Genomic DNA, 22,727 nt, shown 5'->3' on the forward strand with positions numbered 1-22,727 from the left:
AACAAATTTTTCTCTTTTTTCAATGTTTCTGCCCCATTTTTTTTAGTATGTTTTAGAAATTAACCTGTTATTGCGTAGTATGTTAAAATATTGGGTATATGATGTATAGCAGAGGGGATTATTGTGATAAAAAAATGGGATAATTTTTTATTGCCGTACGAACAAACGGTCTCAGAACTTAGAGCAAAGTTTGTGGCACTGAGACATCAATTTGAGTTGTCGCAAAAACATGTCCCGATTGAATTCGTAATCGGACGTGTCAAACCTGTTGATAGTATTATTGAGAAAATGCAGCGGCGGAAAATTAAAAGTGAGCGATTAGCAAATGATATGGAAGATATTGCAGGTGTGCGGATTACTTGTCAATTTGTTGATGATATTTATCAAGTAGTTAAACTTATCCGAAATAGGAAAGATATGCATATTGTTGACGAAAGAGACTATATTTTAAATAAAAAGCCGAGCGGCTATCGTTCTTACCATATCGTAGTTGAATACCCGGTTCAGATGTTGGATGGTGAAAAAGAGATTCTAGCTGAGATTCAAATCAGGACATTGGCAATGAATTTCTGGGCAACAATTGAACATTCACTTAGTTATAAGTATCATGGTGAGTTTCCAGAAGATTTAGATAATCGTTTGCAAAGAGCTGCAGAAGCCGCCTTTCAATTGGATAAAGAAATGACAGCTATTAGAGAGGAAATTCAAGAAGCACAGAATTTATTTTCTTATAAGCGCGGATATAAGAAAGAATAGTGTAAGTTTGATATGCTATAGTTGAGTTAGAAAACTGAGATCAATATAGAAGTAAATGGTCAATAGTTAACTTACTTTTAATAAAACTGTAAAGTGTTATTGTACTAAAGGGTTAACTAAAACATAGTTATATGCAGATAAAATGTAAATAGAAGAGGTTAGTTATGAGAATAGCTATTTTTGCTAATGAAGGTCGCAAGTCGATGCTGGTTAGTCGAAAGCTGCATCAGAAGTTTAAAGATACACACTTTATTTTAGATAATGAGAAACCGGATATTATTGTAACTGTCGGTGGTGATGGGACACTCTTAGCTGCTTTTCATCAGTACCAAAATATTTTGGATAAGGTACGTTTTGTTAGTGTACATACTGGCCACCTGGGTTTTTATACAGATTGGCGCGATGATGAAATTGATGATCTTGTTATTAGCTTACAATCAGATAATGGTCAATCTGTCAGTTATCCGCTGCTAGATGTTAAAGTTAGTTACATTGACCAGTTGCGACCTGAATCCTTTTTGGCACTTAATGAAGCAACATTGAAGAGAAATAGCGCAACCTTGGTAACTGATGTGTATATTGGTGGGGAGCTTTTTGAAAAGTTTCGGGGTGATGGTTTGTGTCTCTCAACGCCAACAGGATCTACGGCCTATAATAAGTCTTTAGGCGGTGCAGTTATTCATCCAAATTTAAGGGTTTTACAAATGACTGAAATCGGTTCAATCAATAACCGTGTGTTTCGAACATTAAGTTCACCGATGATTATAGCACCTAACGACTGGGTTACGTTGTATCCTAACCGAGAAAGTGATTATATTTTGACAGTTGATCAGAATAGTTATCATGGACGGCAAATTAAACAAATAACCTTTAAAACCTCTAAAAAGAGTATTCATTTTGCTAAGTACCGTCACATGCAATTTTGGCAACGAGTCCAAGATGCATTTATTGGTGCAGAGTATGCAAATTAAGTGGAAGTATACGGGTGACAGCCCTATTAAGGTGCGCACTTTTTTAAAATTAAAAGGTGTCTCACGTCGCTTGCTGACCAAAGTGCGGACTCAAGAATTAGGAGGGCGTCTCTTACTTAACGGGCAAGAAGGACGTAGAACTGATAAAATGTTGCCCAATGATCTGTTGACACTTGTTTTTCCGACAGAAAAGCCACGAAAAAATTTGTTGCCGTCTTTTGTACCGCTAGATATCCTTTATGAAGATCGGGATTTTTTAATTATTAATAAACCAGCTGGTGTTGCCTCGATCCCCTCGCCACTTCATCCGAATGATTCTCTTGTTAACCGTGTTTGGGGCTACTATCAACTTAGACAGTATCAAGGAATTATTCCACATATTATAACGCGTTTAGATCGTGATACCTCGGGGATAGTGTTGTTCGGTAAACACCGTTATGCTCATTCATTGATGGATACGCAGTTAAAGGAACATCAACTAGAAAAATATTATCTAGCAATTCTAACGGGTCAGGTCGATAACCGGCATATTGGTATCAATCTGCCTATAGGGCGGGATTTGTCCTCAATTATTAAGCGACGCGTGGTCGCTGAGGGAACTAATGCAATCTCAGAATTAAAACAAGTACAGCGCTTAAGGGATAGTACACTTTATCAAATTCAACTGCATACAGGGAAAACACATCAAATTCGTGTACATTGTGCCTATCTTAAACACCCGCTTATAGGTGACACCTTGTATGGTGGTAAAATACAAATGCCATTGCAGCGACAGGCGCTTCATTGTGAACAACTTATATTTAAACATCCTATTTTAAATACCATAATAAAGATTAAATGTGATTTACCTCGGGATATGCAAATATTTATTCAAAAAAACAATTAGAGAGGTAAGTTGATGATGCCTGAAAATAAAAATACGAACCATAAAAAAAAGCAAACGATATTCTCTCTTTTAGATGAACAAAAAGCGACTAAATTTAGAGACCTTTTTTTAAGCCTCCATATTTATGAACAAGCACAGATTTTTACGAGTTTAAATGAAAAGCAGCGGGTTAGAGTTTATCGTTACTTGACGCCAATTGAATTAGGAGATACTTTTGACGCGATAGAGGAAGATCCTGAAGATATTGTTGCCTATTTTAAAGAAATGACTCCAGATTATGCCGCAAAAGTAATTACACAAATGTATACAGATAATGCGGTCGATGTTTTAGCTTTTGCAGATAAAAAGGATTTGCCAAAGTACTTACGACTGATGTCGCGTGAAAAAGCAGATGAGATTAAAGAGCTACTGCACTATGAAGATAAAACAGCTGGGGCAATTATGGCGACAGAGTATGTCAAAATCGTTGGGAACCAGACTACTCGTTCTGCAATGCATGTCCTTAGACGCGAAGCCAAAGAAGCTGAAACAATTTACTACACCTATGTCATTGATGATGATGAGCGGTTGATTGGAGTCGTAACTTTACGTGACCTTCTGATTAGTGGAGATGATATGCTGATCCAAGAAATAATGAATGATCAAGTAATGTCAGTGAAAGTTGATGAGGATCAAGAAGATGTTGCTAAAACGATTCGTGATTATAACTTCTTGGCGATCCCTGTTACTGATTATGATGATAAAATGATTGGAATCATTACAGTTGATGATATTATTGATGTTATTGATGAAGAATCTGCAGAGGATTACTCTGGATTAGCCGGTGTCGATATTGAAGAAAGCCCGGATAATCCGATCGGGGCTGCGGTTAAAAGATTACCCTGGTTGATAACCCTGCTTTTTTTAGGGATGTCAACTGCAAGCTTAGTGTCGCATTATGAGCACCTGGTCAGTGAAGCAAGTATTCTCGCCGTCTTTATTTCCTCAATAACCGGAACGGCAGGTAATGCGGGGACGCAAAGCTTAGCGGTTGCTGTCAGACGATTAGCTTATAAAAATGACGAAGATAAAACTTTATTTGGGACGATTATCGCTGAAATTTTTACCGGACTTGTTATCGGAATCATTACAGGTGTGACGATTATGGTTATCGTTGGTATTTGGAAACATAATTTTATTTTAGGATTTGTAATAGGTTTAGCAATGATGTGTGCAATTATTGTAGCCAACTTAGCTGGAAGTCTTATTCCAATCTTAATGGATAAAATTGGGGTTGACCCAGCTGTTGCTTCAGGACCCTTTATCTCAACTCTTAGTGATTTGACTTCCGTTTTGATCTACTTTAATATTGCGAAATTGTTCTTAGCCTTTATTATTGGCAGCTAAAGAACTAAGCAAATTAACGCTGCTTTTTAATGAAATATGATATATTTTTTTCTTATAGTAAAGGGCGTTAGGTTCCTCCCTAACGCCCTTTACTAGTTGCTAAAAAATAGTATCCTGAATTATTCGCAGCAGAAACAATTACCTACCGAGACTAACACAAACTCCTTCTGGAACTAAGATGTCTTTTTGCAGACAGTCCAGTTTACCGGTTTCGATGTTACGGCTAAATAAAGTAGCATTATCAGTATTCTGGTTAGCTGCGATTAAAAATCTTTCGGTGGAATCAAGTATAAAATCACGTGGAAAATCACCTTGAGTAGAAACACTTTCAATAAATTCGAGCTTACGGGCCGTGGGGTTGAACTTAAAGACCGCAATTGAATTATGCCCGCGGTTAGAGACGTAAACAAATTTGCCATCTTGTGAAATACGAATAGCGGCAGCACCATTGTGTTTATGCCATGTTACGGGAATCGTTGCGAGTGTTTGCAGATGATGGAATTTCCCCGTAGTTTGGTCGTAAGCAAGTAATGAGATCTGACTACTTTGTTCTCCAACCAAAAAAGCATAGTGACCATTGGGGTGGAAAACAAGGTGACGGGGCGCAAAGCCTGGGGTAGTCGCAAACTCGGCAACAGGAGCTAGTTTTCCATCAGTAGTTATAGCATACGTATAGATTTTGTCGGATCCTAAGTCACAGACAGCTAAACGGTTATCAGGTGTTAGATCAGTAAAATGAATATGTGATGCTTCTTGCTCAGGAAGCGGGCCTTGACCTTCGTGGATAATTTCATCAGTCTTAGTTAGGTGACCATGGGAGTCAGTTTTAAAGACTGTAACTGTACTTTCATGAAAATTAGCAGTAAAAGCTAATTGTTTTTTGTTGTCTAAGCCGATGTAGCATGGTGGAGCACCTTTAGTTAATTCTTCGTCACAAAAAGTAGGCGTTGTGTTATTTAAATTATAGCTGGCAATCCCCCCACGTTCTTCTTTCTTTGAAATCGTATACAAAATATTATCTGCTGAGACACGCAGATAAGTAGGGTTCTGTACTTGCACCAAGAGTTCTGGAGTAGTAATTTTCTTTGTTTCAGTATCGAGAATGGCACGGTAAATACCTTGAGATCTTCTTTTAGTGTACGTGCCAAATAAAATTGTTTCCTGCATTATAAAACCTCCTCTTATTGCTTATAACTATGGATAGTATAGCATATAATAGTTTAGAATAATGCAATGCCTAGATATAGTGGAAAATAACGAAAAGGCTTGCAAAAAGGAACACTGCTCAAGTATTCTAAGAGGACATATGATACAATATAACTATTCTATAGATAATTTGAAGGAGCCAGACGATTATGTTAAAAGCTAAAGTTGTTGAAATTGGGCCTGAAGCTATCTCTAAAAATGATCCATTGTTAATACTTTTTGACGAGACCGCTTCAGCCCAGCTAAGACGAGTTTCCATTGTTCAACGTTTCGTTGAAGTAGATGGTCAAACTTTTGACCTCACGATAGGTGACACAATTAGTATCGATGATCAAGAATTCAAAGTTACTTATGTTGGGCAATTAGTAAAAAGTAATATGGAAATGATTGGACATGCAACTTTTTGTTTTCAAGAGGTACCAGAACAACCACAACACAATGGGATTTATCTCACGCCACAAACTTTTCCTAAAATTCATGTGGGTAGCATAATTACTTACAGTTAAATTAATTTTACGATATGAGGTTTGAGTGAGCTAAGAATTTTATAGGTAATTAGGTGACACTAATAGAGGACAATTTAATACTTACCTTAGATCGTACTGTAGTTAGCGAGGATCGGCTAATAAATTAGGGCTGTGCCGTAAGTCCTTCAAAGTAAAAGAGATTAGTGAAAACCATTCTTTGATTTTCACTGATCTCTTCTTTTGGTTCCCAGTCAGTTTTGCTAGTAAGTACGTATGTAAGGGGATTATTCTTGAAGGTATTAGCTGCAACCAGTGCTTTTTTATTTTTAATGATACTAAAAGAGCTACACTAGAAAAATGATGCCTTTTTCTAATGTAGCTCTTTCAGTGTTTAGAGACTTATGGCACAGCTACTCTTTCAGACTAGTGAATGTATTTAGTTATTGATGCTAAGCTGTTAAAACTAAATATTGTCACCATTAAAAATTGAATTTTTAACGATAACATAGTCAACTTTACGTAAAGCAGCTAAATCACGTCCGCCTGCATATGAGATCGAAGACTGTAAGTCCTCGTGCATCTCCGTCAAAGTGTCCGCAATATCGCCACGATAAGGAACTAAGAGCTTCTTACCTTCAACATTTTTGTATTGCCCCTTTTGGTACTGCGAAGCAGAGCCAAAATAGGTTTTGTATTTTTGACCGTCTTTTTCGATCACTTCTCCAGGGCTCTCCTTGTGGCCAGCAAAAAGCGAGCCAATCATACACATTGATGCTCCGAAACGAACAGATTTAGCAATATCACCGTTAAAGCGAATACCACCATCTGCAATAAGGGGCTTGCTAGCGGCTTTACTGCATAAACGGAGGGCAGCTAACTGCCAACCGCCTGTTCCAAAACCAGTTTTGAGTTTTGTAATGCAGGCTTTGCCAGGACCAATGCCAACTTTAGTCGCATCTGCACCAGCATTTTCTAATTCACGAACACCCTCAGGCGTACCAACATTTCCAGCAATGACAAATGTACCTGGGAGCTTTTTCTTAATGTGTTGGATCATGTCAATAACGGTGTCAGCATGACCATGAGCGATATCGATTGTGATATACTCGGGAACTGCTCTTGTGGCTGCTAATTCATTGATGAATTCGTATTCTTGTGGCTTAACACCAACTGAAATGGAAGCAAAGAGTCCGTCTTTGTGCATTTTTTGGATAAAGGGAAGGCGTTTATTCTCATTAAAACGATGCATAATGTAAAAGTAGCCATTGCGCGCTAGCCAAGCTGCAAGCGGGTCATCAATAATTGTTTGCATATTAGCAGGGACAACTGGAATCTTGAAAGTCATAGGGCCAAACTTGATTTTAGTGTCGATCTCAGAACGACTTTTAACAATACATTTATTAGGTACTAATTGAATATCTTCATAATCAAAAACAGGCAATATGAAAACCTCACATTCTAGATTTATCGGTATTATTCGCTGATTTGTGACTTATACTTCACAAACACTGTTAAATCTACCTTAAATAGCTTTTAAAGTCAAATAAAATAGCAGTCTGAATTACTTATTATTCGGATTCTTTAGGATATGACTAATTTTAGCATGCAGGTTATAATGTAGAAGAAGATTGGTTAAGGAGTGAAAGAAATGGCGAAGAAGGCCAAAGTAAAGAAAACAAATGATGAAAGGATATTAGATCAGCATCAAATTACCTACCGTGAAACACGATTTGATTGGGTAACAAATGGTGAACAGGCCCTGACGGAAGCTGAGGCAGAGGGAATTCCATCTAAAAGTATTTTGAAAACGATCGTTTTAAAAGGAAGTGACAGTTCGCAGGATTATCTCGTAGTATGCTTACCTTTAGAATATGAAATCAATTTAAAAAGAATTGCTAATGAACTTGGGAAAAAGCAAATTCATTTAGCAGACAATAAAAAATTACTTAGCATAACTGGGTATGTTCATGGGGCCAATACGCCAATTGGGATTAACGTTCGGAAAGGCTTCCCTATTTATTTCGACGTACGAATTAAGTCCTTTGAAGAAATCTCAGTTTCAGCAGGAAAAGTCGGCAGATCTGTTCGCTTAAAACAAGCCGATTTATTAAAATTAGTTCAGGGTAAGTATCTTGAAATTGGGTAGTTAGCCGATAGTGGAGGAAAAGTGTGAAAAAAATTGATCGTGGGATAACTTTTGTGGATAAAGATATGGGACTCTTTAAATGTCCTGTTTGTGATGAAGGCTTTAGTAAAATAGTGCATAAAAGCATTGTCTGTAAGCAAGGGCACCAACTTGATTTCTCGAAAAAAGGTACTCTTTATTTCCTAAAGCATGGTGTTAAGAGTGACTATGATGATGAGAAAATGTGGCAAGCACGGCGCTCAGTACTCACTGCGGGCTTATTCCAACCAATTATTGATAAAATAGCCTCTTTTTTGCCTCATAATAAAGCGTTAAAAATCGTTGATGCAGGTTGTGGTGAAGGGTCAACCTTAAACTACTTAGATCAGCAGCGTGCAGGCCTGAACGATATCTATGTTGGTTTTGATATTTCAAAAAAGGCAGTTGATTTGGCAACGCAAATCAGTGGGAACAGTTTCTTTTGTATAGCTGATCTTGCCCAATTACCCTTCATGACGAGTTCCTTTGATGTAATTATTGATATGTTTTCACCTTCATCTTATGAAGAGTTTGAACGAGTTTTGAAAACAAAGGGTTTATTAATCAAAGTTATTCCAAATAAAAACTATTTAGTTGAACTACGACATATGTTGTATGAAAAAGATGATCTTCATTACTCTTATAGTAATGATAAAGTCTTAACTTTGTTTAAGCAGCATTACCCGCAAGCTAAAACGAAAAGGTTGACTTATAAATTTTTACTTGCAAAAACAAATTTTGAGAGTTTATTGTATATGACGCCGCTACACTGGGGTGCGACTGAAAGCAGAATTAGTGCAGCACTCTCACAGGGATTAGATGAGGTAACTGTCGATGTCTCGTTGCTGATAATTGAAAACAATTGAAAACTAAATATTTTTTGAAAATAACTTGTAAAGCAAAAAGCATAATGGTATTATAGCGTAGAGAAATCGGTTGTTAACAATTAACGGAACAGTCGTTAGTTGTTGAATGATTGTACTTCACTAACGTAGCTGTTCGCCGTGCCCACACCGAATGGCTGCGCTTTTTTTGTTGAAAAAAATATAAATAGAGAAGGGGAGATCGCAGTGAATCATATCGTATTGTTTGAACCGTTAATGCCCGCCAACACGGGTAACATTGCAAGAACATGCGCGGGAACTAACACAGAACTGCATTTAATCGAGCCATTAGGCTTTTCAACGGATGATAAGTATCTAAAAAGAGCAGGTTTGGATTATTGGGACAAGGTGAAGATAACTTATCATAAAAACTTACCAGCTTTTATGAAGACTTTAGGATCTGCAGATGAACTATACCTTGTGTCAAAGTTTGCTAAGCATGCATATACACAAGTAGATTATAGCCATGAAGATAAGAATAACTATTTTATTTTTGGTAAAGAGACGACCGGTTTACCGGAACCTTTTATGCGGCAAAACGCAGAGAAATGTATTCGAATACCGCAAAACGATACGCATATTCGTGCGTTGAATCTTTCTAATACAGCTGCAATTATTATTTATGAAGCGTTACGTCAGCAAGACTTCCCAGAACTTGAAAAAAGTCATATTTACGAGAATGATAAATTAAAATAATAATGATATACGTTATCCTTTAGTTTAAGTAGCAAAGAATGTTAGTGCTGTACCTCAGTCGGAGTCAATGCCTTATATTATAGTTATGTTATAATCAAATCATATAGTTAATGGGTGAGAGGGGTATTATCTTTTGGCACAACGTAAGCGTAGAAAAAGGAAAACAACAAGGAGAACAAGCAGGAAAGCAGAGTTTATTTCTAAGCGCACAAGTGGGGTTATTCTTATTCTCGTGGGCTTATTAGGCTTTCTAAAGTTGGGCTATATTGGTATTTTATGTGTCAATCTTTTTCGACTTTTTATAGGAGATGCTTTCCCTATTGGTCAGATGGCAATTATTATTTTAGGGGCATATTTACTCTTGACGGGTAAGGAACCACAACTGAAAAAGCGCTATTATCGAGGGGCCGGTCTCATAGCAACCAGTGGCTTGTTACTATTGCATAGTTTATTTTTTCGGCAATTAGATCTACATACTGATTTTATAAGTATTACGTGGCAATACCTCCGTACTGATATTATTACAGGTAGTATCGGCAGCAAAATCGGTGGTGGATTAATAGGAGCCTTGTTATACACCCCTTCCTATTTTTTATTTGCCCAAATTGGAACATATATCATTACAGGCGCAACTATGATTCTCGGTATTTGCATTCTTAGTGGCCTTCCACTTACCCGTATGCTAGAGTATTTTGGTCAGCTTCTTTATCAGTTGTTTATTTTAATAAAGGAAACTATAAAACTCTTGTTTAAGGGTGTTGCTAGCCTCCTGTTTAAACTGCGCCAAAAGTTTATTTCTTTACGGCGCTCGCAAAAGGTTCGCCAAAGAATTGTCAAAAAAGATCCAGTACTTCATACGGAGCCTAAGCAAGAAATTATTGAAGAGACAGATGAGGCTAAGGCGAAAAAGGAAGATGCACCAGAAAATGAAACAGCTGTTATTAAGACTGATACATGGAATACCGGTGCAGAACATACTGAAACGATGTCAAAGGAAGCAAAGACCACACAGGCTGTAAAAAAAGAGCAAGCTTTTAATGATAATCCAATAAATGACAATTATGAGTTACCACCGACTACTCTTTTACAGACAGTTGATCCGACTGATCAGAGTGGTGAGTATCAAAAAATTGAGAAAAACACCCAAGTTCTCAAAAAAACTTTCAACAGTTTTGGTGTTGATGTTGAGATAAAAAGTGCTATTTTAGGACCGGCAGTTACAAAATATGAACTTCACCCTGCGATTGGAGTTAAAGTCAGTAAAATTGTTAATTTGGCTGATGATCTTGCCTTGGCACTTGCCGCAAAGGATATTAGAATTGAAGCACCGATACCGGGAAAGTCATTAATTGGAATCGAAGTACCTAATCAGAAGGTTTCAACGGTTTCTTTCAGAGACATTATTGAAGCGCAAAAAAAACAAAAAAGTAAGCCTTTGGAGGTTCCACTTGGTAGAGATATTTCAGGTAAGTTAGTAACGGCTAACTTGGCAAAGATGCCGCATTTACTGATTGCAGGATCGACCGGGAGCGGAAAATCGGTTGCAATTAATGGAATCATTACGAGTTTGTTAATGAATTGTCCGCCACACTTGGTAAAATTGATGCTTGTTGATCCAAAGAAAGTTGAACTAGGTGTTTACAATGGTATTCCACATTTACTAACACCAGTTGTGACTAATCCTAAAAAAGCATCAAAAGCCTTGCATAAGCTGGTAGCGGAGATGGAGAGACGGTATGAGTTATTTGCTAATACTGGTCAAAGAAATATTGCCGGTTACAACGAGATGATCCAACGTCAAAATACGGAAACAGGTTCTGAAGAAATGCTGCTGCCGTACATTGTTATCGTCGTTGATGAGTTATCGGATTTAATGATGGTCGCGGCTAATGAAGTTGAAGATGCAATTATTCGTTTAGCTCAAATGGCACGGGCTGCGGGAATTCATATGATTCTTGCAACACAGCGCCCTTCAGTCGATGTTATTACAGGGCTAATTAAAGCTAATGTTCCTTCGCGAATGGCTTTTGCTGTTTCTAGTGGAACTGATTCAAGGACGATTATCGATACTAACGGCGCGGAAAAACTACTTGGCCGCGGTGATATGCTTTTCTTACCAATGGGTCTTAATAAGCCGATCCGAGTTCAAGGAGCGTTTATTTCCGATAATGATGTTGCAAGTGTAGTTGGTTTTGTTAAACAGCAGCAGCCTGCTGAATACGATGAATCATTAATTGTTTCTGATGAAGAAACAATGCAAGATGAAAGCGAAGACTCTGATGATGAACTCTTCAGTGAAGCTGTTCAGTTGATTACAAAAGAACAGGCTTGCAGCATCTCAATGCTACAGCGGCGTTTTCGAATTGGGTATAATCGTGCGGCAAGGCTAGTTGATGAGATGGAGGCCAAAGGAATGGTTGGTCCCTCGGAGGGCAGTAAAGCACGTAAGGTGTATCTTAATAGCGAGGCTGAACAGAAGTAATAAAACACAAAGTTATAGGGTGTATCTTAAACGTTAAGGTAAAGGTTACAACTTTAATGTGAGAGACACCTTATTTTGTATTCAAATGTTAATTGATGGGTTGGATAAAAAGGGCTTATCTGCAATAGAATCTAACCTTATTTGTAATTTTTACTTTAATCAATTATGATACTGTAGATAAGCAATTTTTGAGGAGGAGACAAAAGTGCGTACCGAAATAACGCCGGGTGTGAACTTGACGGTCACACCAACTAAACAATTCAAAACAACAAGAATCGCCATTGCACTAATTGCGCCTCTAGATAGCAGAGCGCTAACTAAGCGGATCCTACTGGCCAATGTATTGGAAGCTGCTAGCGCACATTTTCCCACCCAAAAAGCGGTTGCTGAGAAGCTTTCAGAAATGTATGGAGCTGGTTTTGGTGTAACAGTTGAAAGACGCGGAGATGCACATATCATGAACTGCGTTTTTGATAGTGTCAATGAGCGTTATCTCCCAGATGCAGGAAATTTAGTTAGTGCAGCTTTTACTTTTTTAAAACAAAGTCTTTTTGAACCATTGATTTCTGATGGAGCCTTTGATCGCGAATCGTTTGAACGCCAAAAGAAGAATCTAGGTTCTTATATCCGCTCGGTTCGAGATGACAAACAGCTGTATGCTGCACTTTCCTTACAAAAAAACTATTTTACGGATGAAGCGCAAAGTACGCCTTCCTTTGGAACTTATGAACAGCTACGCGAGATAACTCCAACAGAGTTATACGAGTATTATTTAAAGTGTCTTGCAAATGATCAGATTGAAGTCGTTGTTGCAGGAAATGTTGATGAACAAGAATGCCTTGCGTTAGCAAGTACGTTACCTGTAAAACCACGTAGGTTATATCAAGGACCGCTTTTTTACAATCAAGAACGGCAACAGGCTGTTTATGAAGGTAATGAGCATCAAGCTGTTGTACAAGGTAAATTGGACTTGGCGTATAAGTTTCCGGTTTATTATCGTAAAGAAGGTTACTACGCTGCTTTGATTTTTAATGGGATTTTTGGAGGGCTGCCACTCTCCAAACTTTTTATGAATGTTCGTGAAAGGGCAAGCTTGGCTTACTATGCAACGAGTTCATATGATAGTTTTAGGGGCTTTATTTCGGTTCAAACTGGGATACAGTTCCAAAATAAAGAGGCAGTCCAGACGATTATAACTAAACAACTTGCAGATATTAAAAATGGCGAAATTTCACAAAGAGAATTCCAAGATACTAAAAAAGCGTTACAGAACTCTTTTTTGAGTAGATTAGATAGTCCAAGCAACAACCTTGACCAGACACTGGTGGATATTTTAACAAGAAAGCACGTTTCAGCTTATGAATGGCAAGCGAAGTTGAATGCTGTCAGATTTGAAGATGTTATTGAAGTAGCTCGTAAAACGGAGTTGCAGACGATTTATTTTTTAGATGGAGAAGTTAACTAATGGAAATAGTGCAGTATGAGCAATTTGGCGAAAAAATGTATAAAGAAAAACTTATCAACGGTTTAGAAGTTAATATTCTTCCTAAGGAAGGATACCATAAGACATATGGGATTTTGACCACGGATTATGGGTCATTGGATAATAAGTTTGTTCCGTTACATAAAACAAAGATGGAACAAGTCCCGGATGGAGTAGCTCATTTCTTAGAGCATAAGTTATTTGAAAAAAAAGATCATGATGCGTTCGACTTATTTGGACATTATGGTGCAGATGCGAATGCATTTACTAGTTTTACCAATACCAGTTATCTTTTTTCAACAGTTAATTATCCGCAAAAAAATTTGGAGATCCTTTTAGACTTTGTGCAGGATCCATATTTTAATGCAAAATCAGTTGAAAAGGAAAAGGGAATTATTGGTCAGGAAATAAAAATGTATGAGGATGATGTTGAATGGCGTTTTTATTTTGGAATACTCAAAAACTTGTATCCTAATCATCCTTTAAGTGTTGATATTGCAGGAACCGTGGACTCCATTGAGCAGATTACAGTTCAAAATCTATATGATTGTTACCAAACTTTTTATCATCCAAGTAACATGAATTTGTTTGTAACAGGTGCGATCGATCCTGAGGAGACCTTAAAGCTGATAAGAGCTAATCAAGCTAAAAAGCAGTTTGCATCAGATGCTGAGATCAAGCGTGCTGAGTTGCCCAATGATGAAACAGGAAAAGATATTATTCCTTATCGAATGCTTGAGTTAGATACACAACGCCCTAAGGCTGCGGTGGGAATCAAAGGACTAGACGAAGTTCCGGAAGGAAGGAACGGCTTAATCTACAAAATGCAGGTTGAGATGCTTCTCTGGTTGTTATTTAGTGATACTTCAGTTAACTATACCCGGTTATATAATGAAGGAATTATTGATGACAGTTTTGATTTTACTTTTCAATTGGAGCGTAGTTTTCATTATGCTTCAATTACAAGTGATACAGATAATCCAGAACGTTTCTGTCATGATATCATTGATATTCTCGAAAATGCTGAACAGCTGTTAAAGGGACAATATCAGCAGTTCAATTTGGCAAAAAAAGAAATGATTGGTAGACAGATCCATGCGATGAACTCACTGGAGGGCATTGCAAATCAATATTCAGGCCATCTATTTACGGGGGCAACTATTTTTGATAAGGTCGCTATTGTACAAAAAATGAAATTTGAAGAGGTTCTGTTAGTTTGCAGGAGCTTCCTTCGTTCAGAAGCAGTAAGTGTTTATCAAATTTTACCCAAAGAAGGTAGTTAGTAAGATGAAATGGGCTTTAATAGTCGGTTCATCTGGAGACATAGGCAGTGCGATCGTACGTGATCTTGCGTCTCAGGGATGGTCGATTTATTTGCATTATTTTAAAAATAAGAAAAAAAGTGATAGGTTGTGCAAGAAGCTCCAAAGGCTCTATCCTAAGCAGGATTTTTTACAACTTCAGGGTGACTTGACTCAGCCAGAGACGTTAGATGGGATGATTGGGCAGCTTTTTAGTTTAGATGCAGTTGTTTTTGCACAAGGTACAACCTGTTATGGACTTTTTCATGATTTAAAACCGACTGAATTAAATACGATGCTTACGATGCAACTAACCGCGCCTTTATATTTACTGCAAAAACTTGAAGATAAGCTGGCCCAAAACCATTTTGGACGAATTGTATTTATCGGGTCAGTTTATGGTGGAGCTGGTAGTGCAATGGAAGTTGGGTATAGTACAGTTAAGGGTGCCTTAAGTTCTTTTGTAGCAGCATACAGCAAAGAAATCAGTTCATTAGGGATTACAATCAATGTGGTTGCACCTGGAGCTGTTGAGACGCAGATGAATACATTATTTTCTGAAGAAGATAAACGACAAGTTAATGAGCTGATTCCGGTAGGCCGTTTTGCGGCTGCAAATGAAATTAGTTATTGGGTCCAAACTATTCTTGGCGAGCGTGCGTCTTACTTAACTGGAGAAACGATTTATGTTACTGGTGGATGGCTAAAATAATCAATTCTTAATTAATATTTGTTCTGAGCTATGCTATACTAGATAGAGAATTTGTATAGTTTGAGAAAGCGTAATTGGATAATAATGGAGAGTTAATAGATATGACTGAAATTGGAAAAAAATTAAAAAATGCAAGAATCGAGAAGGGGTACACGCTAGATGATTTGCAGCAGATAACGAAGATCCAAAAGCGTTATTTAATTGCGATTGAGGATGAAAAATTCGATGCTTTACCGGGGAGATTTTACGTTAAAGCTTTTATCCGCCAGTATGCAGAGACGGTAGGGTTAGATCCAGAAGAACTTTTACTTAGTATTAGTGATAATGCTGAGTCAGAAAAGTCTGAGACGGCGGATAAACCGGTAGCAACACGAGAAGATGCGCGTACTCGGATGGAAGCAACACGTCAAAGCATGGCAAAAACGAATAATTTTAACCGCTTTTTATCATATTTGCCAACTATTATTATTGTACTCGTTGTAGTCGGAATTTTAGGATCGATCTATTTCGTTGCTTGGAATAAGCATCAAAAAACAGCTGATTCCCAGCAAATCCAGAGTAGTAGTACTAAGGTTTCAGTTTCGTCTGAAAAGACGGGTTCAAGCCAAAAACAAACAAAGAAAAAAGACACGGAAAAGAAAAAGACCAGTTCAACATCCAGCGCTTCTAGCACCAAAAAAGAAAGTAAAAAAACTGATAAAAAAGCACGGCTTAGCTTGGCTTCTAATTCAGGCTCATCTTTTGTTTATAATTTAAAAAATAGTCCAAAAGAGAATACAGTCAAAGTGAGTGTTAAGGATGCCAGCGCATGGACAGCCGTTTCTGTAGACGGCTCACAACAATGGCAGGGGACGCTAAGCTCTGGTGAAGATCACGAACTTAAGATTCCAACGGGAACTGAGTCGATTACTATTAACTTAGGTAACTCGAAAGCGACCAAGTTAACCATTAATGGACGTGGATTTAACTTTATAAAAGATAATAGTTCCTTAACTGTGAGGACTTTGACAATTAATCTTAAGTAAGACTTGAGTATAATAGTTATTGTGATAGAAGAGAGGAGTGTGGAGGTATGAATTTACCGAATAAGCTGACAGTGCTTCGGATATTCTTAATTCCAGTATTTGTTTTAGTCTTAATTCTTCCATTAAGTTGGGGTGAATTACATGTAGGGGGTACGGTACTGCCACTAACCCAACTGGTAGGAGCTATCATTTTTGCTGGTGCATCTTTTACTGATTTTGTTGATGGTCAGATAGCTCGTAAACGGAATCTAGTAACTAATTTTGGTAAATTTGCGGATCCCTTAGCAGATAAGATGCTTGTTATGACAGCTTTTGTACTGTTGGTTTCGATGGGAAAGGTTCCGGCTTGGGTAGCAGCAATTATAATTTGTCGTGAATTAGCCGTAACAGGTCTGAGACTGATTGTTGTTGAAAATGACGGTAAAGTCATCGCGGCAGCAATGCCAGGGAAAATTAAAACGATGACCCAAATGTTCTCAATTATCTTCTTGTTATTAAACAATATCTTTTTCGCAGCGATCGGGATCCCATTAGGGGAGATCTTGTTGTATATCTGTTTGTTCTTCACTGTATATTCAGGAATTGATTATTTTGTAAATAGTAAGCAAATATTTACTGATTCATTTGATAAATAACACTTAAGGGACTGATCTTTCAGTTCCTTTATTTTTATGGAAAAAAGCAGTAATTTGCGTAGTTAGATATGGGAGGAAAGAAAATGCATACTGAGATAATTGCAGTTGGCACAGAAATACTGTTAGGACAGATCGTTAATACGAACGCAGCCTTTATTGCTCGTAGATTAGCTGGAATGGGAATCGATGTTTATCATCAAACCGTTGTCGGCGATAATCAGCAACGCCTGACTGAGGTTATTGAAATTGCTGCAAAACGAAATGACCTAGTAATTTTAATGGGCGGCTTAGGATCAACGCCAGACGATTTGACTAAACAAACGGTAGCTCGTTTCTTAGGTAAGAATTTAGTCGAAGATGCGGCAGCAATGAAAAAAATAATAAATTATTATGCGGCAAGTGAAAAAGAAATGACTGCTAATAACCGACTTCAAGCCCAATACATAGAAGGGTCGACCCCCTTGAAGAATGAAACTGGTTTTGCGGTTGGGGAGTATTACCAAAATGAAAATGGTTGTGACTTTTTATTACTGCCAGGACCTCCTAGCGAGTTGCAGCCAATGTTTACTAATTTTGCACAACCGTTATTGCATAAGCAGTATAACCATGAAAACTTATTATTCTCGCGAGTACTACGGTTCTTCGGGATAGGGGAATCTCTATTAGTAACTAAAATAAGTGATTTGATTGACGAGCAGTCTAATCCAACGCTTGCGCCATATGCTAAAACAAGTGAAGTTACGTTAAGATTAACGGCAAGCGCGGTGAATGAACAGACCGCCAAAGAACTTTTAGACAAAATGGAAAAGAAAGTTTGTAGCCGTGTGGGTGAGTACATGTATGGGTACGGGGATGACAATACACTTGTAGCAACAGTAGTGGCTAAACTAATGCAAGAAAATTTAAGTATTACTGCTGCGGAAAGCCTAACAGCGGGAGCCTTTCAAGCGGCTCTAGGCAATGTCCCTGGTGTTTCACATATCTTTCCTGGCGGTTTTGTAACATATGCTAATAATGCTAAGAGTAGCTTGTTAGATATCCCAGCTGACCTTATTCAAAGGAATGGGGTTGTGAGCGAGACAACGGCCAAGTGGATGGCGCAGAAAGCTAAAGAAAAAATGAAAACGGATATTGGAATCTCATTTACTGGAGTTGCGGGACCAGAAGCACTTGAAGGTAATGAGGCAGGAACAGTTTGGATCGGTCTTGCATTTAAGGAGCAGCCAGTTCAAGCTGAATTATATCATTTTGCCCGCCAACGGTCTCTTGTTCGTGAACGGAGTGTTTTAACTGGCTTAGATTGGATAAGACGTGAACTGCTAAAATAGTTTTTTCGAACCTTTGTTCGATTTTTCTTGCATTTTATTTTTTTAATCGGTATTATTGAGTGGTAAACCATAGAGATAGTTTGGGATGTATGGTTGGACTGAGGAGGAATTACATTGGCTGATGAAAGAAAAGCAGCGTTAGACGCTGCCTTAAAAAAAATTGAAAAAAATTTTGGTAAGGGCTCTATTATGCGGATGGGTGAAAAGGCTGACACTCAAATTTCAACTATTCCTAGTGGATCACTTGCACTTGACGAAGCTTTAGGAGTAGGTGGATACCCGCGCGGTAGAATCGTTGAAGTCTATGGACCTGAAAGTTCAGGTAAAACAACCGTTGCGCTCCACGCTGTTGCAGAAGTACAGAAAAATGGCGGAGTTGCAGCGTATATTGATGCTGAGAACGCCCTTGATCCTGCTTATGCAACTAAACTAGGTGTAAATATTGATGATTTACTTCTTTCACAACCAGATACGGGTGAACAAGGACTTGAGATTACAGATGCACTTGTGTCTTCAGGAGCAATCGATATCGTTGTTGTTGATTCGGTAGCTGCGCTTGTTCCGCGGGCTGAAATTGAAGGTGAGATGGGTGACGCGCACGTTGGACTCCAAGCACGTCTGATGTCTCAAGCTCTACGTAAATTATCCGGGTCGATCAATAAAACTAAGACGATCGCTATTTTTATTAATCAGATTCGTGAAAAAGTTGGTGTAATGTTTGGTAATCCAGAGATTACCCCTGGTGGACGCGCGCTTAAATTTTATTCGACGATCAGATTAGAAGTAAGACGTGCTGAACAAATCAAAGATGGTGCTGATATCATCGGAAACCGTGTTCGTATTAAAGTTGTTAAAAATAAGGTTGCGCCACCCTTTAAACGTGCAGAAGTTGATATTATGTATGGCGAAGGAATCTCTAAAACCGGTGAATTGGTTGATATGGCCGTTGAGAAGGAAATTATTAAAAAGAGTGGTTCTTGGTACTCATATGGTGAGGATCGGATAGGTCAGGGAAGAGAAAATGCTAAGCAATACTTGACTGATCATCCTGAAATGATGGAGGAAGTTGTGCATAAAGTTCGGCATGCATATGGGATAGCAGATACTGATGAACCTAATGCTCCTGAATTACCGCTAGATGATAAAAAAGAGAATTCAAAAACAAAGGATTAGTTTGCTAAAATATGACCTTAATAATAAGAAGCTCGAATTAAAAAATAAATTTTAATTCGAGCTTCTTATTTTTTTAGTTTAAAGCTAGATTATAAAGCTAAATACCAGTCTGGCTTAAGTTTATTTGTAGCAAAAAAGCTATTACATTATCCCGTAAGATTAATATCTAGAGATCACCAGCTTACTTTGGGAACTCTTTTTATAGAGAAATTAATTTACTAGCAGAAGATCGTTGTATTACCAGTAATAGTCGCTTTTTTAAATAGGGAGCAGTATTGATTCTAAATTTGTGAAACAATTTGTTTTATATTGACATCATGTGGTCTAACACCGTAGAATATAAGAGTATGTTGATCAAAATAACATCTTAAAAGTAATGGTTATCTTTGAAATTTAATCATTTTTTTGACGATGTGGAGGTGAAAATTTGGAACTAACAATTATTATCCTCGCCATCGCTGTTATAACTTTGGGTATTGGTTTAGCTTTAGGTAAAGTTCTTCAGAAAAATAGTTATAAAAGGACTCTTGACGCTGCTACACAAACTGCACAAGGAATTGTGAGGAATGCTAAAAAAGAAGCTACAGCATTAAAAAAAGAGGCTATTTTAGAAGCTAAGGATGAAAGTCATCGTTACCGAGGCGAAATTGAAAATGAATTAAAGGAAAGACGTTCTGAAGCTCAGAAACAAGAAAACCGGTTACTGCAACGCGAAGAAAATCTGGATCGCAAAGATTCAGCACTTGAAAAGCGCGAACAAGGACTTGTCAAGAAAGAAAATCGAATAGAAACCGATCGAAAAGAGCTGGAAAAGAAACATCTTGAAGTTAATTCCCTAATTGAACAGCAAAAATCAGAGCTTGAACGAGTTGCTTCACTTACCAAAGAAGAAGCTAAAACTTTGATTATAAGCGAGACAAAGGAATCTTTAAATCATGAACTTGCTATTATGATTAAAGATAAGGAGATAGAAGCTGAAGCTAATGCTGATCGAACTGCTAAGAATTTAATTGCTCAAGCAATTCAGCGAAGTGCGGCTGATACAGTTTCTGAGACTACGGTATCTGTTGTTTCACTACCGAATGATGAGATGAAGGGAAGAATTATTGGGCGTGAAGGACGAAATATTCGTGCCCTTGAGACTCTTACCGGTATCGATCTAATTATTGATGATACTCCAGAAGCAGTTGTTCTAAGCGGTTTTGATCCAGTTCGGCGTGAAATAGCTAAAATGGCACTGGAGAAATTGATTCAAGACGGGCGTATTCATCCGGCAAGAATTGAAGAGATGGTCGAAAAAGCAACTAAAGAGATTGATGCTAAAATAAGAGATACAGGTGAAGAAGCAATTTTTGAATTAGGTTTGCATGCAATGCATCCAGATTTGATCAAGACAGTTGGACGCTTGAAGTATCGGACAAGCTATGGTCAAAATGTTTTAGATCATTCAATTGAAGTTGCTAAAATAGCTGGTGTCTTAGCTGCCGAACTAGGTGAAGATGTAACTTTAGCCAAACGCGCAGGATTACTACATGATATTGGTAAAGCAATTGATCACGAGGTTGACGGCTCACATGTTCAAATAGGTGTTGAGTTAGCAGAGAAGTACAAAGAAAGCGATGTAGTGGTCAACTCGATTGCTTCACATCATGGAGACGTAGAAGCTAAGTATACTATTTCAGTGTTGGTCGCAGCCGCTGATGCTATTTCAGCAGCACGTCCAGGAGCTAGAAGCGAGTCGTTAGAAAATTATATTCACAGATTGGAGAAGCTTGAGAAGATCACCAATGAATTTGATGGGGTCAAGAAGAGCTACGCAATTCAAGCCGGTCGTGAAGTACGTGTGATTGTCAAACCAAATGAAGTTAATGATTTGGAGTCGACGGTTCTCGCACGAGATATTAAAAACAGGATCGAAAGTGAAATGGAGTATCCTGGACATATTAAAGTAACCGTTATTCGTGAAATAAGAGCAGTAGAATACGCTAAATAGTCATTATTTTAGATGCTTTATTTACTAGTAGGAAAACTGGGATGTTAATTATCCTAGTTTTCTTTTTCTTTTTAATTTAAAATTGGTAAAGTTTACGTGCTGACTGGAATTATAAAAATAGTATTGTAGTTGCTATGAGCAATACGATGGTGAACATAAAAGTTCAACTATGAGATAACTTTCAAACTATTAAAAATAACGTATAGACAGTTGAAGAGCGATAATTTTTGCAGCAACTATCTTATGTCTAAGTGGTAACGACGCTGCTAATATTTCTTTTGCAGCAAAATCAAAATAAAACTGCTTTCGCAACATTGTGCTAAAAATGCTAAAATTGAACTGATAGGTAATGAATGGTAGAAAAGGGGAAAATTATGCGTATTTTGTTTGTTGGCGATGTTATGGGGAACACTGGGCAGGAAGTATTAGAGGAATACCTGCCTAAGTTAAAACATCTATATCATCCCCAAGTAACAATTGTAAATGGTGAAAATGCAACTCGAGGTCGGGGGATTAATGAAAAAGTCTATAAACGGATCTTAAGTTGTGGGGCTGACGTTGTTACCATGGGAAATCATACTTGGGATAATCCAGAGATAACTGATTTTATCGGTTCAGCTAAAAAGTTGATAAGACCAGCTAATTTTTCTGCAGGACAGGTTCCAGGAATAGGTTACACAACAATCAAGATTAATCAGCAAGAGTTAGCCGTACTTAACTTGCAGGGCCGCATCTTCATGACCCCTTCGGATGATCCTTTTGCGGTCGCAAAAGATATTATTACAGACTTAAGGAAAAAAACAAGTTTGATTTTCGTTGATTTTCATGCTGAAACGACTAGCGAGAAAGCTGCCTTTGCGTGGTACTTTGATGGACAGGTTTCGGCGGTAGTTGGGACACACACGCATATCCAGACAAATGATGCACGTATTCTCCCACAAGGGACAGCTTTTTTGACAGATGTTGGAATGACTGGACCTTATGATGGAATTATTGGAATGAAACGGCAAAATGTTATTGCACGTTTCTTAAATCAGATGCCGACCAGATTTGAAGTAGATGAGAGTGGTCGACGCAATCTTTCAGCATGTTTACTTGAGATTGATAATGAAATGGGTAGAGCTAAAAAAATTAAAACGATTCTTATTAATCCTGACCACCCGTTTATGCAATAAAGGA

Annotated in this window: 20 protein-coding genes; 18 read left to right on the forward strand and 2 right to left on the reverse strand. The window is 37.8% G+C overall.

Features of this window, described 5'->3' with window-relative positions; genetic code table 11:
- Nucleotides 1-123: 123 nt before the first annotated feature.
- The 4 genes from yjbM to mgtE all read left to right on the forward strand — a co-directional run bounded on the left by yjbM (nt 124) and on the right by mgtE (nt 3,999).
- Nucleotides 124-756: a GTP diphosphokinase gene (gene yjbM / locus FC81_RS01380; RefSeq protein WP_057742327.1), complete on the forward strand. Its 633-nt coding sequence runs from the start codon at nt 124-126 to the stop codon at nt 754-756.
- Nucleotides 757-920: 164 nt separating this feature from the next.
- On the forward strand, nt 921-1,727 hold the full coding sequence (locus tag FC81_RS01385; protein ID WP_057742331.1) for an NAD kinase: 807 nt from the start codon (nt 921-923) through the stop codon (nt 1,725-1,727).
- The gene (locus FC81_RS01390) at nt 1,717-2,613 is read left to right on the forward strand and encodes an RluA family pseudouridine synthase (RefSeq protein ID WP_057742334.1); all 897 of its coding nucleotides are present in this window, start codon (nt 1,717-1,719) and stop codon (nt 2,611-2,613) included. The genes FC81_RS01385 and FC81_RS01390 overlap by 11 nt, the downstream gene beginning before the upstream one ends.
- A gap of 15 nt (nt 2,614-2,628) precedes the next feature.
- The gene (mgtE, locus tag FC81_RS01395; protein WP_057742466.1) at nt 2,629-3,999 is read left to right on the forward strand and encodes a magnesium transporter; all 1,371 of its coding nucleotides are present in this window, start codon (nt 2,629-2,631) and stop codon (nt 3,997-3,999) included.
- Between the two features lie 138 nt (nt 4,000-4,137).
- On the opposite strand, the gene FC81_RS01400 is transcribed toward mgtE, so the two are convergent.
- On the reverse strand, nt 4,138-5,166 hold the full coding sequence (locus tag FC81_RS01400) for a lactonase family protein (protein ID WP_057742337.1): 1,029 nt from the start codon (nt 5,164-5,166) through the stop codon (nt 4,138-4,140).
- Nucleotides 5,167-5,354: 188 nt separating this feature from the next.
- On the opposite strand from FC81_RS01400, the gene FC81_RS01405 reads away from it, so the two are divergent.
- A complete protein-coding gene (locus tag FC81_RS01405) occupies nt 5,355-5,711 on the forward strand; it encodes a PTS glucitol/sorbitol transporter subunit IIA (RefSeq protein ID WP_057742340.1) in 357 nt (118 codons plus the stop codon).
- 424 nt (nt 5,712-6,135) lie between these two features.
- Here FC81_RS01405 and FC81_RS01410 read toward each other — a convergent pair whose 3' ends face one another.
- Nucleotides 6,136-7,113, reverse strand: coding sequence for a GMP reductase (locus FC81_RS01410; protein WP_057742343.1), 978 nt, complete (start codon nt 7,111-7,113; stop codon nt 6,136-6,138).
- A gap of 207 nt (nt 7,114-7,320) precedes the next feature.
- Between FC81_RS01410 and FC81_RS01415 the strand changes: the two genes are divergently transcribed.
- The 13 genes from FC81_RS01415 (at nt 7,321) to FC81_RS01475 (ending at nt 22,723) form a co-directional block, all read left to right on the forward strand.
- Entirely contained in the window at nt 7,321-7,818 is a 498-nt protein-coding gene (locus tag FC81_RS01415) for a YbaK/EbsC family protein (protein WP_057742346.1), read from the forward strand.
- Between the two features lie 23 nt (nt 7,819-7,841).
- A complete protein-coding gene (locus tag FC81_RS01420) occupies nt 7,842-8,702 on the forward strand; it encodes a methyltransferase domain-containing protein (protein WP_057742349.1) in 861 nt (286 codons plus the stop codon).
- A gap of 204 nt (nt 8,703-8,906) precedes the next feature.
- Nucleotides 8,907-9,416: a tRNA (uridine(34)/cytosine(34)/5-carboxymethylaminomethyluridine(34)-2'-O)-methyltransferase TrmL gene (gene trmL, locus FC81_RS01425; protein WP_268871901.1), complete on the forward strand. Its 510-nt coding sequence runs from the start codon at nt 8,907-8,909 to the stop codon at nt 9,414-9,416.
- Between the two features lie 133 nt (nt 9,417-9,549).
- The gene (locus FC81_RS01430; protein WP_057742352.1) at nt 9,550-11,898 is read left to right on the forward strand and encodes a DNA translocase FtsK; all 2,349 of its coding nucleotides are present in this window, start codon (nt 9,550-9,552) and stop codon (nt 11,896-11,898) included.
- Nucleotides 11,899-12,103: 205 nt separating this feature from the next.
- A complete protein-coding gene (gene yfmF, locus FC81_RS01435) occupies nt 12,104-13,363 on the forward strand; it encodes an EF-P 5-aminopentanol modification-associated protein YfmF (RefSeq protein ID WP_057742355.1) in 1,260 nt (419 codons plus the stop codon).
- Nucleotides 13,363-14,664, forward strand: coding sequence for an EF-P 5-aminopentanol modification-associated protein YfmH (gene yfmH, locus FC81_RS01440; RefSeq protein WP_057742358.1), 1,302 nt, complete (start codon nt 13,363-13,365; stop codon nt 14,662-14,664). The genes yfmF and yfmH overlap by 1 nt, the downstream gene beginning before the upstream one ends.
- 4 nt (nt 14,665-14,668) lie before the next feature.
- Nucleotides 14,669-15,394 (forward strand): elongation factor P 5-aminopentanone reductase, encoded by a 726-nt coding sequence (gene ymfI, locus FC81_RS01445; RefSeq protein ID WP_057742362.1) that lies wholly within the window; start codon nt 14,669-14,671, stop codon nt 15,392-15,394.
- Between the two features lie 101 nt (nt 15,395-15,495).
- On the forward strand, nt 15,496-16,419 hold the full coding sequence (locus FC81_RS01450; RefSeq protein ID WP_057742365.1) for a helix-turn-helix domain-containing protein: 924 nt from the start codon (nt 15,496-15,498) through the stop codon (nt 16,417-16,419).
- A 47-nt stretch (nt 16,420-16,466) separates the two neighbouring features.
- Nucleotides 16,467-17,054 (forward strand): CDP-diacylglycerol--glycerol-3-phosphate 3-phosphatidyltransferase, encoded by a 588-nt coding sequence (pgsA, locus tag FC81_RS01455; RefSeq protein ID WP_057742368.1) that lies wholly within the window; start codon nt 16,467-16,469, stop codon nt 17,052-17,054.
- 83 nt (nt 17,055-17,137) lie between these two features.
- Nucleotides 17,138-18,382, forward strand: a complete 1,245-nt coding sequence (locus FC81_RS01460) for a competence/damage-inducible protein A (RefSeq protein ID WP_057742371.1) — start codon at nt 17,138-17,140, stop codon at nt 18,380-18,382.
- Nucleotides 18,383-18,496: 114 nt separating this feature from the next.
- Nucleotides 18,497-19,555, forward strand: a complete 1,059-nt coding sequence (gene recA / locus FC81_RS01465) for a recombinase RecA (protein ID WP_057742373.1) — start codon at nt 18,497-18,499, stop codon at nt 19,553-19,555.
- A gap of 427 nt (nt 19,556-19,982) precedes the next feature.
- On the forward strand, nt 19,983-21,548 hold the full coding sequence (gene rny / locus FC81_RS01470) for a ribonuclease Y (protein ID WP_057742376.1): 1,566 nt from the start codon (nt 19,983-19,985) through the stop codon (nt 21,546-21,548).
- Nucleotides 21,549-21,922: 374 nt separating this feature from the next.
- Complete coding sequence (locus tag FC81_RS01475; RefSeq protein WP_057742379.1) at nt 21,923-22,723, forward strand: TIGR00282 family metallophosphoesterase; 801 nt, start codon at nt 21,923-21,925, stop codon at nt 22,721-22,723.
- The last annotated feature ends 4 nt before the right edge of the window (nt 22,724-22,727 follow it).

The sequence above is a fragment of the Liquorilactobacillus capillatus DSM 19910 genome (genome assembly GCF_001434915.1).
GTDB classification, from domain to species: Bacteria; Bacillota; Bacilli; order Lactobacillales; family Lactobacillaceae; genus Liquorilactobacillus; species Liquorilactobacillus capillatus.